The 12,547-nt window shown below is 71.1% G+C and carries 12 protein-coding genes; 5 read left to right on the forward strand and 7 right to left on the reverse strand.

Translation table 11 applies throughout. The features are described from left to right. Positions 1–45 precede the first annotated feature (45 nt). The 5 genes from Sspor_RS06975 (at position 46) to Sspor_RS06995 (ending at position 5,745) form a co-directional block, all read left to right on the forward strand. Entirely contained in the window at positions 46–561 is a 516-nt protein-coding gene (locus Sspor_RS06975; RefSeq protein ID WP_202198281.1) for a hypothetical protein, read from the forward strand. Further along, positions 558–1,295: a hypothetical protein gene (locus Sspor_RS06980; RefSeq protein WP_202198282.1), complete on the forward strand. Its 738-nt coding sequence runs from the start codon at positions 558–560 to the stop codon at positions 1,293–1,295. The genes Sspor_RS06975 and Sspor_RS06980 overlap by 4 nt, the downstream gene beginning before the upstream one ends. Further along, positions 1,289–2,383, forward strand: coding sequence for a hypothetical protein (locus tag Sspor_RS06985; protein WP_202198283.1), 1,095 nt, complete (start codon positions 1,289–1,291; stop codon positions 2,381–2,383). Before Sspor_RS06980 ends, Sspor_RS06985 begins: the two co-directional genes overlap by 7 nt. Then, positions 2,380–3,267 (forward strand): hypothetical protein, encoded by an 888-nt coding sequence (locus tag Sspor_RS06990; RefSeq protein ID WP_202198284.1) that lies wholly within the window; start codon positions 2,380–2,382, stop codon positions 3,265–3,267. The genes Sspor_RS06985 and Sspor_RS06990 overlap by 4 nt, the downstream gene beginning before the upstream one ends. A gap of 1,152 nt (positions 3,268–4,419) precedes the next feature. Continuing rightward, positions 4,420–5,745: an NsdA family TPR-like regulatory protein gene (locus Sspor_RS06995; protein WP_237403712.1), complete on the forward strand. Its 1,326-nt coding sequence runs from the start codon at positions 4,420–4,422 to the stop codon at positions 5,743–5,745. Between the two features lie 14 nt (positions 5,746–5,759). Here Sspor_RS06995 and Sspor_RS07000 read toward each other — a convergent pair whose 3' ends face one another. The 7 genes from Sspor_RS07000 to Sspor_RS07030 all read right to left on the reverse strand — a co-directional run bounded on the left by Sspor_RS07000 (position 5,760) and on the right by Sspor_RS07030 (position 12,481). Then, positions 5,760–6,863 carry an SAM-dependent methyltransferase gene (locus tag Sspor_RS07000; protein ID WP_202198285.1) on the reverse strand — a complete coding sequence of 368 codons (1,104 nt, stop codon included), beginning with the start codon at positions 6,861–6,863 and terminating at the stop codon, positions 5,760–5,762. A 168-nt stretch (positions 6,864–7,031) separates the two neighbouring features. Next, on the reverse strand, positions 7,032–7,598 hold the full coding sequence (locus Sspor_RS07005) for a nitroreductase family protein (protein ID WP_202198286.1): 567 nt from the start codon (positions 7,596–7,598) through the stop codon (positions 7,032–7,034). Then, a complete protein-coding gene (locus Sspor_RS07010; protein ID WP_202198287.1) occupies positions 7,595–8,869 on the reverse strand; it encodes a cation:proton antiporter in 1,275 nt (424 codons plus the stop codon). Before Sspor_RS07010 ends, Sspor_RS07005 begins: the two co-directional genes overlap by 4 nt. Before the next feature lie 91 nt (positions 8,870–8,960). Continuing rightward, entirely contained in the window at positions 8,961–9,827 is an 867-nt protein-coding gene (locus Sspor_RS07015) for a dimethylarginine dimethylaminohydrolase family protein (protein ID WP_202198288.1), read from the reverse strand. Between the two features lie 109 nt (positions 9,828–9,936). Beyond that, on the reverse strand, positions 9,937–10,362 hold the full coding sequence (locus tag Sspor_RS07020) for a GFA family protein (protein WP_202198289.1): 426 nt from the start codon (positions 10,360–10,362) through the stop codon (positions 9,937–9,939). Further along, on the reverse strand, positions 10,362–11,192 hold the full coding sequence (locus tag Sspor_RS07025; protein WP_202198290.1) for a DUF3865 domain-containing protein: 831 nt from the start codon (positions 11,190–11,192) through the stop codon (positions 10,362–10,364). Before Sspor_RS07025 ends, Sspor_RS07020 begins: the two co-directional genes overlap by 1 nt. After that, a complete protein-coding gene (locus Sspor_RS07030) occupies positions 11,189–12,481 on the reverse strand; it encodes a JmjC domain-containing protein (RefSeq protein ID WP_202198291.1) in 1,293 nt (430 codons plus the stop codon). The genes Sspor_RS07025 and Sspor_RS07030 overlap by 4 nt, the downstream gene beginning before the upstream one ends. Between the last annotated feature and the right edge of the window lie 66 nt (positions 12,482–12,547).

Raw genomic sequence — 12,547 nt, forward strand, 5'->3', positions numbered from 1 at the left:
TCCGATGCAGCACCTCCCACTCACTCCGTTTTCGTGAAGGACGTCATGGCTACCACCGTCGGCGCACGCCCGCGCCCGCAGTTGAGCGAGACCGCGCAGGTCGTGCTGCTGCAGTGCGCGTTCGGCCGCTACCGCGATGAGGAGGAGCTCCCTGCCGTCGAGGCCGTGGCCGCCGCGTTGCGGATACCGCATCAGGTGGCGGACAAGGCCCTGGATGAGCTCGTCCTGGCCGGTGTCCTGGAACCCCGTTGGCAGGGCCGGCATGTGGTCATCTCGCGCGCCCTGTGGCCGTTCCCGGTGCGTCGGCCTACCCCCGCCGCCGAAGCCGTGGCCCGGCGCATCATCCACGAGGCCACCGCGCCCCGGACTCCGGCCGTAAACGAGCTGCCCTCCGACCGGCAGTTGGCCGCCATGTACTGCGTGAATGTGGACGTCGTCCGCGAGGGACTGCGGCTGGCGGCGATGCGGGAGGCCGTCGCGCTCGTTCCCGGCCGCCCGGCCACCGTCATCCGACCGCTGCCCGCGGCTCGCCAGGCCTCGGCCGGAACGGTCGGCCGATGACCACCCTCGCGCGTACGCAGCCGGCCGAGGCGCCCGCCGCTCCCGTTGTGGCACCCTTCACGGACGCTGCCCCAAGCCAGTCCCTGGACGCCCGGAACCGTCTTGACGACATCCTGCGGGGGTTAGCGGGCGTGCCCGTCCCGGAGGAAGGGGCACGCCGAGCGGCCCGGGTCGCCATGCTGCGGGCCCGCCTGGAGCAGCTCGGCGGCTGGCTCATGGCTCTGCCCGACCAGCCCGCCAGGACTGAAGTTATCGATCAGGTGGTCCGATGGCGGTCCGTCGAACCCCGCGATCCGGCAAGGCCCGACCCCCGGCTCGTCGCTGCCCTTGAGAACGTCGCGGAGCGGGCCGAGCGTTACCTCAACGCGCACGCCGTCGGCCTTGCCTACGCCGTGGTGGCGCCCGGCGCCGATGACCGCGCGGTCCTCGCCGTCCTGGAAGACACCGCCCACCGCTTCTGCGGGCAGGCCCCGCTGTGGCGCTACGACCACGAGCCGGCCCCCGGCTACGTACGGCCCGCGCTGCGCTCGGTCCTCGAACTGGCCGAGAGCCGCCGAATCCACGTGCTGGTCATCCCGTCCCTGGACCACCTGCCCCCCGCCGATCCGCAGGACGAAGACAGCATCTGGACGCTGCCGAGGATCTGGGACCGGCTGCGCGCCCACGAGATCCGCCTGGTGACGGCCGACCACGGCGCTCCCCTCGCCGACCACGATGTGGAGGAACGGTGCTGACCCGCCACCAGCCGTGGACCGAGGCCAATCCGGCCGTAACCCCGGGCGCCGACTTCGTCGTCGAACCCGCGCGACCCTTCCACATCCCCAGCCTGCGAGCCCACCTGCAGTTCCACCTAGAGGTGTGCCCCGGGGCGGCGCAGTGCCGGGAAGCGGCCGCGCTGGAAGCGCATCTCTCCGCCGGGCTGTCCGGGATGTGGGTGCTGACTCACACGCCCACCGGGTACGTGGTAGGGGCCGCGTGCCTGAGCGTGAGGCTGAGCGGGGACGGCATCGGCGTCCTCCATGTCCATCACCTGCTCGCCGAGCCCACGTGCGCGGACGACCGGCCGCAGGACCTCCTTCTCGCCTGGTGCACGCGCTGGGCCGCGCACCGGCCGGCCCGCGTCCGCGAAGTGCACGTCCACACCCAGTGCCTCCTCGCCCGCCGACTCAAGCCCCACCACTCTTTCATCGGCAGCACCACGCACACCCACCACGACGGGCGCGTGGTCCGCACCGACCGGCACCACCCCAACCTCCACCCCACTCTGCCCGCCATGGTCACCGAACAAGAGCCCTTGACGCTGGAGTGGGCCCTGGAGGTGACCCCGCTCGTCCCCGAGGACAAGGGTGCGCTCGTTCAGTTCCTCGACGAGGCCGACAGTGCGGTCCGGGCCGACGACTACCCCGGCGAAGGGGATCCCAGCCGCAGCCACGGATTCAAGGTGTTGGCTGGCGGGCGTCTCGCCGCTGTCCTCACCGCATGCCTGCGCCTGCCCGCGCGCACCCGCGCCGTTGCCCCGGCCACCAGCAGGCAGGAGGCTTTCTTGTACCTGGACCGGCTGGTGCTCTGGGATGAGCCCGGCTGCCTGGACGTGCTGATGGAGGTGAGCCGTTGGGCCGCGCGCCGTGCCCGGCACGAACGGCTGCCGTACGTGCAGGTACGCACAGGCTCCCGTAACCAGGTGGCGCAGCTCACTGACCTCGGCTGGCGCACCCGCGGGATCAACACCGGAGGCGACGGCCTCGTGTGGCTGCTGCAGCTCGACGTCCGCCACAGCGACGCCCCCTCCCGCTCGTCCCACTCGTCGGGAGCCGCCCTGTGAGCATCATCTTGGCCCCCGCGGCGCTCGACCTCGCGCGGACGGTGTGTCCGGCCGGCACGGAGATCCAGGCACCGCCCATCGTGGGCTCTGCCGTGATCGGTACCCCGGCCTGGCCGTTCATCGCCAGCCGCACCACCGAACAATCGCTGCCGGGAACCTTGATCGTCCGTCCGGGAGCGGAGGGCCTGGGCCTCGGCTACGAAGCCGACGAGGGCGAGGGGGAGCAGGACCGGGATCGCGACGGCGCTCTGTGGGCACGGGTGTCCACAGACCTGTCCGGTGCCGGGACAGTCGAAAATGCGATCCCGCATCCCTACCGGCAGCGGGCCTTGATGGACGGGCTCCTGTGCCAGGTCTGTACGGGCGGGCCGGAACGCGACGAGCGGGAGCGCTACCTGTTCGTGGTGCCCGACGGGCCCCCGGACCGGTCTGCCCAGCCGGCGGACTGGGCAGAGCGGGCACGGGAGGCGACACCGCCGGTGTGCCTCGCGGACGCGGTGAAGTCGGCGGCCGGCTGTCCCCGTCTGGGGCGCGCCACGGCTCTGTGGGTGCGACGGCCCGTCCTCTACGGAGTGGCTGGCTTCGGCTACCGCCCGCTCGACGGCACCCGCCGCCGCCTCACGAAACCGGTCTCGTATGAGAACCCGGCCTTGGCCTGGGTCGTAGCCCATCAGATGGTCCGGCGCCTCGAAGAGGTCACCGTCGACTGGGAACTGACCGAGTACCTCCGCTCACTGCACGCCGCCGCCTGGCCGACGACGCGCCGCTCCTCCCTGCAGACGGCCCCGGCTGGGGAGCTCTCGGTCACGCGAGGCTCCTGCCCGGTAGCCGCCGCCCCGGCCGGGGGCCACCGGCTGGCCCTGAGTGAAGGAGTGCGCTCATGACCGGTGCCCGCACGCTCGCCCCCCGTGGTGCCCGCACCCGGGCGGCAGCTACATGGCAGGTGCGCTCCTACCTCGCTGCCCGCCGCCCGGGCGGCTTCCTCCTCCCGGTGCCGTCCGTCTTCGAGGACAACATCGCTCACCTCTCGTCCAGGACCGGGCTTCCGGCGGACGAGGTGCGCTCGGCCGTGCGGATCCTGGACGAACGCGGTGACGTCGCCCCGGTGGCCGGTCGCGGTCTGATGATCCTTCGCGGCCAGATCGCCCACCCGGACGACGAGGGCATGACGGCCCGGATCCGCCACCTGGGGCCTTCTTGCCGACATCCCGCTCGGCCGTGGCTCTTGTGCCGTGCTCGTACCCACGGCCGCCGCGGCCACAGCCGTCGAGAACCTCGCGAACTGAGATGTGCCGCCAGCGCCGGTCCTGGAAGCAGGGCACGTCTGGGCCTTCCTGGTCCACCCCTCGATCGTGGACGGCCGGGACAATCCCGGCGGAGTGCTGTTCGAAGGGCGAGGTCCTGCGCTGTCCCGAGCCCGGGCAGTCGGCTGCTCCCCCACGGATCCGGCTCGGCCCACCCGATGGCTCCGGTGCCCTGCTGGACCCCTGGACCCTGGCCGACGCACTCCGGCCCGTGTGACCCGCGCTCCCCGTTGCGTCCTTCGTCACCGGCCCCAGGGGGTTCTCGCATGACCGTGTACGCACACCCAGCCGCATCACCTTCGCCAGCGAACTGGATGAAGAGCCGTGTGAGGAGCTCACGCGCCAGGGCCTGGCACACAGCGTGCATTGCCACAGCCATCGAGACCGCTCTCGACCGGTTCTCCGGCGTGGCCCTGGCGAGCGTTTCGCGATGAGCGCGCTCACACGGACACCGATCGCTCCGGCGTGGTCCACCGAAGCGACCCCGCCCCGGTCTCCCCGTCCCGGAGCAGGTCGCGGATTCGTCCTGCCGACCGGTTCGTTGCCGGCGGGCCGGTGGGCGCCGTCCTTCCCCCTGGCCCGCCCCGCCATGAGGTGCTGACCAGCCTTCGGCCCTCGCGTTGCGCGACTCCCCCGATCACCATCCGAAGGCGGCCTCCGCCAGCCCACCTCCCGTACCCCCAGGTACGAGGCGCCGGGGCCGCCTTGGGTACGACTGCGAAGGACGGCGTCATGGCGGGTTCCGGCAGGAGGGGAGACGCCCCCAGCCGCAACGAGTTGCTACACAAGCACCTGGCTCAGCTGCGATGGTCCGGCCGGGGATTCGCGCGGCGGGTGTATGAACGCTGCCAGGCCGTGGGCCTGCCGAACACCGTGAGCCCGAGCACTGTTGCGCGCTGGTGTTCGGGTGAGACGACTCCGAGTGCGTCTCTCGCGGCCGCCGCCTGCCATGTCCTCTCCTCTGCGCTCGGCAAACAGGTCACCCCGGAGAGCTTGGGGTGGCCTGCCGACACCACGGATATCGCCACCGAGTCCCTGGAGTACTCGGATCTCCCGCACGCGATCCGGACGCTGGGAAGGCTCTGGGAGATCGACGCGCAGCGCGACCCGGCCCTGATCAAGAGCATGTTCTTCCCCAGGGCGTTCGGACTCGCCTCGCGCGAAGCGCTCGTCATGCCCCCGGACCCTGATATCTCCGGTTCCGGCACTTACAAGGTGACGGCCTCGGACATCACGCTTCTGGAGGACCAGACCAGGCTCTACGGCGCGCTCGACGGACAGCACGGTGGCGGCAAGTTCCGTTCGGTCTTCGCCGGCTTCCTTGCGATGCAGACCGTGCCGCTGCTCGACGGGGCCTTCTCCGCCAAGGCGGGTAAGCGGCTCTACGGCAGCGTCGCGGACGCGGTCCTCGCGATGGCCAGCATGGCGTATGATGATCAGCTTGCCGGGTTCGCACAGCGCTACGACCTGCAGGCGATGCGTCTGGCCCAGGCGATCGGTGACCGCGCCCGCATCGCCCGGGTGCACATCCACCAGACCCGGCTGGCGGCCGCCCAGGGAGATCGCCGCGAGGTTCTCACCCACGCCCGCAGCGCCGTACTCGCCGCTGAAGGAGCACCGCCCCTGGTGCGGGCGTACGCCGCGATCACCGAGGCGCGCGCGTGGTCCTTCAACCAGAACCCCGAGCGGACGATCGCCGCGGTGACCCGTGCCCGTGAGGGGTTCGACCAGGCGAAGGCATCCTCGTCGTTGGACTGGCTTGCCTGGTTCGACCGGTTCGAGCTGGAGGCGCAGGCGGCGTGGGCGCTTGCCGGCGCCGGGCTGGTCGACGCGGGCATGCTGGCGTTGAAAGAGGCCGAGGGCATGCCGTACGAGCGCCTGCGCGACCGGGTCGAGCTGTTGATCACTGGCGCGGAACTGGCCCGGCTGGGAGGAGACCTCACCGCGTACGGGGACAAGGCCAGGCGCGCCGAGGAGGCATCACGGCCGCTGGTCAGCCGCCGGCTGGCCGCAAGGATTTCGCGGCTCGCCGCCGGCCAGCCGCTCGACGACTTCTAGACGGGGGCCGCTCGTCAGGGGGCCGGGAACAGAAGGCGGTAGACGGGGTGCGTTCGGAAGTGCGCCCCGCGATGAGGTGACTCCAGGGACCCGTTGTGGGTGCGCCCGTCCGCCGTGTGCAGGGTCGCGGACAGCTGGTAGTCGGGGTGGACCCCATCCGCGCCGAGGGACGAGGCGAACACCAGGTCCAGCGTGTCGCCGGGTTCGACGGGCACGGGTTCCTGGAAGAGCGGGCAGTAGATCGAGGCCCAGTTGGTCTTCATCCGCAGGGCGTCGAGGGGCTCGTCGTCGGACAGGCACCAGAGCTGGAGCCAGGCCAGTACTCCGTCGATGCGGCCCGAGCGCTGGATGGCCAGGCACGTGGTCGTCTGCTGGGCGGTGTGGAGTGTGCCGTTGAAGTCGAGGGATTCGATTTCGGCGCTCTCGGATACCAGAGCGTCCGGCGATGCGTTTTCGATCCGTAGGCGTACATCGAAGGGGCTCGTGTTCCAGTTGAAGATGCTCTGGAGATAGGGAATGGACTCGGCCGCGAATGCGATGTGCTGTTCACCCAGTACGTCGGAGAGGCATACCGCGGCGGCCCGCGTGACGGCCCGGTGCGGGACGATGACGCCGTCCGGTACGAGGTGCCTGCGTCTGGCGTCGGTCAGTACGGCGGCGGCGCCTTCGGCGCTCGCGACGGACCCGATGATCTCAGCCACGCACACGTCGGCCTGCGGCGCGAATGCCAGGCTGGTCGATTCGCCGAGCAGGAGCGTGGCCCGGTCCTCCAGGCCGTAGGCGGTCAGGTTCACAGCGGCTTGGCGGAAGGAGTCCTCCATCACCTCGATCGCGGTGACCTGCCGGGCTCCCGCCCGCACGCTCTCCCGCGCCCACACGACGTCCTGTCCCGTCCCGATGTCCAGGACGCGCCGGCCCGGTGCCAGCTGTTCCAGCGCGGTCCGGAACCGTTTGTTGCGTTCCTCGTCCGTCGTCATGGTGGTGTAGAGAAACGGGTCGTAGATGGGGTACTCGCCGACGCTCGGCCACAGGGAGGCCCGTCCCTCCAATTCAGGCTCCGAGCGCACCAGAACGTGCACCGGTTTTCCGTGCACGTCCAGTTCTATGACTTGCCTCATCTGTCTTCCCTTTCAGTCAGGTAGGCGGAACATGCGTGACCATCCAGGCCGCCGGCGTGGTGTCCGTCGGCGCGTGGAGTACCGCTCTCGGGCGTCGTGATGGTGAGGTGAGCTCGCCGGCCGGAGCATGGACACGATGGGCGCGTTGCCCACGCGAGGGGCCGGTCGTCAACGGGTGGGCGCGTACGCCCAGCTGATCTTGGTGCGGGGGTCCAGCACCGGGCGTTCCAGGCCGGTGCCGGGCCGCTTGGGTGTCCCGATGTAGAGCCAGCCCAGGAGCTGCTCGCCGTCGTCGAGGTCGAGGTACTTGCGGACCTGGGGTGCCTCGGTGGCTGGTCCGGTACGCCAGATCGAGCCCCAGCCGCGGCTGTGCAGGAGGAGCGACAGGGTCGTGACCATGGCGCTGGTGGCGGCCAGTTGCTCCCACCGGGGAACACGCGGGTGGTCAGGGTGCGGGCAGTGGACGACGGTGAGGAGCAGCGGGGCGCGCAGCGGCTTGTTGGCGGCGTGTTGTGCGTGTTCGGGTGGAGCGGCTTCACCGAGGGCATCGCCGAGGCGAGCGCGTTCGTCCCCGGTCACGGGGATCAGCCGCCAGGGCCGTATCCGTCCGTGGTCGGGGGCGGTGGCCGCGGCCTGGACGAGTTCTTCGAGTTCGGGCCGACCGGGGGCTGGCTCGGTCAGGCGGGAGATGCTGCGGCGGGTGAGGACCGCCGTCATGACGGGGCCCTGGGTCATCCGGTGGCCTCTCGTTCCTTGCCGAGGGCCGGTGAGTGGCCTGGTGCTGGTGGGGACATGCGGGGGTCGCGGCCGGTCAGGCGGCGCATTATCGGGGCGGTGGCCCCGGTGGTGATGACGGCCATGACGACCAGGAGGGTGAACAGCTCCGGGGAGATGATGCCGAGTTGGAGGCCGATGCCGAGCACTACGAGTTCGGTCAGGCCGCGGCAGTTCATCAGCGTGCCGACGGCGGCCGCCCACCTCCAGTCGGCGCCCGTTAGCCGTGCGGCGCCGGCGGCCCCGCCCCACTTGCCGAGGACAGCGACCGCCAGAATCGCCGCGCCCCAGCCCCACTGCCCGGCCGGGAGGGTGGAGAAGTCGGTGTGCAGGCCGGTGTCCACGAAGAAGAACGGGAGGAGCAGCGGGAGGAACACCGCGCGCAGGCGGGCGGCCCCGCGTTCGACAGCGGGCAGGGACCGGGGGGCGCTGGCGCCGAAGAGGAAGGCTCCTATCGCGGGATGGACTCCGATGCGGGCGGTGGCGTAGGCGCTGAGGCACAGGCCGGCGACCAGTGCGGCGAGTACGAGGTCGTCGGAGGTACGCCCGGCCCGTAGGAGTGCTTTGCCCAGTGCCGGGCGCAGGAGGGTGAGCGCGGCGGCCCAGACTGCGGCCAGGGCGAGGGTGGTCAGGGCGGCCAGAGCTGTCCCGGCGGTGCTCAGGGAGATGACCGCGGTGAGCAGGCACCAGGCGAGCGCGTCGTCCAGGGCGGCGCAGGCTAGCGCGAACGTGCCCAGGGGTGTGGCGTCCAGACCTTGGTCGGAGAGGATCCGGGCGAGGACGGGGAACGCGGTGATGGACAGGGCGACGGCGACGAACAGGATGAAGGGGAGGCGTTCGACGCCGGGTGGTGCCAGGTAGGGGTACATGGCGGCGGCCAGCGCGCCGCCCAGGGCGAGGGGCAGCACGAGGCCCCCGAGGCTGACGGATATGACGGAGCTTCGCGCGCCGCGCAGGGCGCGGAGGTCGAGCTCCAGGCCGATCAGGAAGAGGAAGGCGAGCAGGCCGAGACTCCCCAGGGCCGAGGTGACGGGCAGGACCGACGGCGGGAGGAGCTGCTGCTGGATGCCGGGGGCGAGAGTGCCGAGCAGGGAGGGGCCTATGAGGATCCCGGCGAGGATCTCGCCGATGACGGGCGGCTGTCCGATCAGGCGCACGGCCCGGCCGGCGGCCTGGCACGAGAGCACCACGGCCGGCACGGCCACAAGCAGGGACACCAGCGGGTCGGACACGAGAACCTCCACTTCGGGGGTGTGGGCGCGCACCGGCCCGGCCCGTCCGCGACGGCGGGGTTGGTGGCGTTCGGGTTGGTGGCGGGGGCGGTCAGCTGCGGATGAGGGGCAGGGTGGTGCAGCGCAGGGATCCGGGGACGCGGGTGACCTCGGAGTAGTCGACGGTGAGGACCTCGATGCCGCGCCCGACCAGCTGCGCGGCGATGCGGTCGCTGCCGGCCGCGACGACGACCGTGTCCGCGGCGATGGCCAGGACGTTGGCCTGGACGGTAAGCGCCTCTTCGTCGCTCACGTCGATCAAGTCGAAGTGCCGTTCGAACCAGGCGAGCTCGGCGGGCGGGAACACGGCGCGGTGGATGAGCGCGGTCGCGGGGGCGACGATGACGAAGTGGTCGTCGAGGTGGACAATCCCGGGCCCCGTGAACGCGACGGTCCGGACCTCCCGGTCGACGCCGCCAGCAGCCAGCGCCTGCTGCAGCGCTCGGGCGCCCTCGGGGGAGGTTTCCTCGCTGAGGCCGACCAGCACGGTCCCGTCGTGAAGTGCGACGTCGCCTCCCTCGATGGTGCCTGCGGCGAGATGGACGACGTGGGGTTCGTCCGGGAAGAGCCGGGTGAGTGCGGCGGTCTCGGGGAGGCGGTGGCGGGAGTTGAGCCGGGCGACGACGAGGAGGTGGTCGATCACGAAGGCGGTGTCGCGGGGGAAGTGCTGCGCCGAGCAGCCCGGGGCGTCCTCCAGGAGGATCACCTCGGTGCCGCGGCCGCGCAGCAGGCGGATCAGGGCGTTCTGCTGCGTGCGGACCGTGTCCGGCCGGTAGTCGGCCCATGTGCTGGTGGCCTGCTGGCGGGCGAAGACGGGATCGGGGTGTGGATCGGTGAGGTCGCGGAGGTGGTCTCCGGCGTAGCGCATGGCGACGGCGCGGAGGGTTCCGTATTCGGTGGTGGCGTGCGGTTGGGGCACGGCGGGCCTCCTGGGCGGCGGTGCGGCTAAGCCGCGGCGGTTGGCGGTGCCCAGGCGGGGCCTGGGTGTCCGCCGGGTCAGGGCCGGCGGACACCCAGGGGCTCGGGTCTCAGCCGACGGTGCTGGCCGCGGCGTCCGGGACCTGGGGCAGCCAGTGCACCGCGGTCTTGCGGAAGGACTGGTTGATGGGGATCAGGTCTGCGCCGGTGGTGCTCTCCAGGGCGGTGACGTTGATGCCGATCTCGGGGATGTTGCTGTCGATGGCGGCCAGGCGTGTGCCGCATTCGGGACAGAACCCGCGCTTGGCCTCGTCCTTGAAGGTCTCGAACCACTTGATGGAGTCCCAGCCGCTCCAGGCGATCCGCTCGGCGGGCCAGCCGGCCCACCACATCATCGGTCCGCCGCCGAGCTTCTGGCAGTCGACGCAACTGCAGGTGTGCGGGTAGATCGCCGAGCCCGTGACGGTGAACTGGATCAGGCCGCAGCGGCAGCCGCCTGTCCGCTCGTCGGCGTGTTCGGCTGGGGTGGTGTTCATCAGGCGATGTCCTTTGCGCGGCGGACCAGTCGGAGCCACCACTCTTCCATTCCCTTGAGGATCTCCAGGAACCCGGTCAGAGCCTGGGCGAGGTCCAGGTGAAAGAGTTCACTCTTCCGAAGGAAGTGAGCCAGGCCCTCGATGTGAGCGGCCTCCACGCTCATTCCCCCGACCTGCGCCGCCTCGTGGTCGTCGTCGAGGTGGAGACGGTAGTAGAAGTCGAGCTTCTCCAGCTTGCTGCCGCTCATGCCGACCGTGACCTCGCCGTACTGGTCCGTGATCTCGCGCAGGATCTCCGTCTCGGCGATGGCGACGCCCTCGGTGGCGTAGTAGCCGCCGGCGATGGCGCTCGGCTGGTGCGAGTTGACCATCCGCTCGTGCAGAGACATCAGCATCAGCGTCTCGGCGGCCGGGACGTGGCCGACGACGAGAAGGTCCAGGTCGCTCAGGAGCGCGGCGGAGTACAGGACGTAATGCGCCGGCACCTTTCCGGGCTCGCCGCCCTCTTCGAGGAAGTTGCGGTACAGCTCGTGGGCGAGCGCGGGGCAGAAGCTCGCGACGGACGCGGTGGCCTGGCGGAGGTAGGCGGCGTTGTAGCGGGCGAAGACCGACAGCTCCGAGATGTACATCCGGGCCTGCCCGGCGGTGAGCTGTCCGGGGCCGACCAGGTCGCGGATCTGCGCGTACACGGTGTCGATCATCGGCTTGAGGTGCCGGTCGACGAGCACGGTGCCGTCGGTGAGGCTGCCCTGCAGGGTCCGGCTGATGGCGATCCGGGTCTCGGGGTTGGCCTTGAGGTAGGCGTCGACCAGGGAAGTGCTGGTGCTCATGCGCGTGCCTCCGGGGTGTTGGAGCCGGTGAGGATGTGGATGCCGCCCGTGGCGCCGAGCGCCGCGAGGCTCTCCCGCAGCCTGTCGTCGTCGGGCAGGGCGGTGGGGGTGTGCGTGTTGAGGGCGTCGATCAGGCCCGCGGTCATGGCGGTGGTGTCGCAGGAGACGGCGACACCCCGCAGGTATGCCTGCTGGGGGCCGGTGATCCGCAGCTGGTAGGGGGCGGGGATGGCCACCTCCGTGCCGGCAAGCAGCCGGGAGGCGTCGAACGCGGCGGCCGCGTCCATGCGGCCGAGGTCGCTGGCGACGTTCTCCCAGCCGCCGTTGGTCTCCAGCACCATCCAGCGCTCTTCCACGTGCCGGGCGACCGCCGCGCCGAGCTGTTCGTCGGCGTCGGCCAGCGCGGCGCGGGCCCGGTCGGTGAGGCGGGTGACGGCCGGGGCGCTGCCCGCGGCGGCGGCGTGCAGGGGTGACTGCTCGCCCATAGGGTTGGTGGGGTCTTCGCCGAGGAGCCGCTCCAGGAGTTCGGGCAGGACGGACAGGCGCAGCAGTCGGTCGTCGGGGTAGGTGTACAGGCTCACCGCGACGGAGATGCTGAATTCGTCCTGCCGGCCGACGTGGAAGACCCGTTTGGGAAGGAACAGCGCGTCGCCGGGTTCCATGACGAACCGCTCAGCGTGCTCCAGGAGCCACTGGTAGTCCCCCTTCAACGGGGCAATGCCGCCGGTGAGGCGTACGTAGTCCTCCTGCGACCAGCAGTAGAAGTCCTTGACGCCCGGGCCCAGGTGGCACAGGAACGCGTCCTCGGCGCCCTCGTGGACCCCGAACGCGGTCCCGGCATAGTTGCCGGCGAACGCGACCTGCTCGGCTCCGCCGATGGGCACGCCCCAGCCCTCGTAGAGGGAGCGCAGGAACACGCCGAGGCCTGCGGCGAGCTTCGGGGAGGCGGTCTCCAGGTTGTTGAGGACGAGGCTGAAGCGCTCGGCTCCGACGAGGGACTGCATCCACGGCACGAACTGGCCTTCATCCCAGCCGTCCTTGGCCAGGACCGTTTCGATGAGCTCGTCGTGGCGTTCCTCGCCGACGTACACGCGGGCTCGCGCGGCGTGCACGGTTCCGGCGGCGTGCGCGCGGCGCAGCGACTCCAGGCCGGCCAAGGCGTCCTGGGGGCTGGCGGCGGAGGGCGGGATGATCCCCTTGAACAGGTGCGGGGTGGTCCGGTTCCTGGTCGCTTCGGGAAAGGTCCTGCTCCAGAACTCGGTGGTGGGGGGCCAGAGGGTGGTGTTCACGCGATCTCCTGACGGTCACAGCTGCAGGGGGTGCAGCCGGCGAACGGGACGGCGCCGCCCACGGGC

This window comes from Streptomyces spororaveus (assembly GCF_016755875.1).
Taxonomy (GTDB): Bacteria; Actinomycetota; Actinomycetes; order Streptomycetales; family Streptomycetaceae; genus Streptomyces; species Streptomyces spororaveus.

Excerpts from the sequence above, each read along its gene's own strand:
- Sspor_RS06975 (WP_202198281.1), top strand. The coding sequence starts at position 46 with ATGGCTACCACCGTCGGCGCACGCCCGCGCCCGCAGTTGAGCGAGACC.
- Sspor_RS06980 (WP_202198282.1), top strand. The coding sequence starts at position 558 with ATGACCACCCTCGCGCGTACGCAGCCGGCCGAGGCGCCCGCCGCTCCC.
- Sspor_RS06995 (WP_237403712.1), top strand. The coding sequence starts at position 4,420 with ATGGCGGGTTCCGGCAGGAGGGGAGACGCCCCCAGCCGCAACGAGTTG.
- Sspor_RS07000 (WP_202198285.1), bottom strand. The coding sequence starts at position 6,863 with ATGAGGCAAGTCATAGAACTGGACGTGCACGGAAAACCGGTGCACGTT.
- Sspor_RS07005 (WP_202198286.1), bottom strand. The coding sequence starts at position 7,598 with ATGACCCAGGGCCCCGTCATGACGGCGGTCCTCACCCGCCGCAGCATC.
- Sspor_RS07020 (WP_202198289.1), bottom strand. The coding sequence starts at position 10,362 with ATGAACACCACCCCAGCCGAACACGCCGACGAGCGGACAGGCGGCTGC.
- Sspor_RS07025 (WP_202198290.1), bottom strand. The coding sequence starts at position 11,192 with ATGAGCACCAGCACTTCCCTGGTCGACGCCTACCTCAAGGCCAACCCC.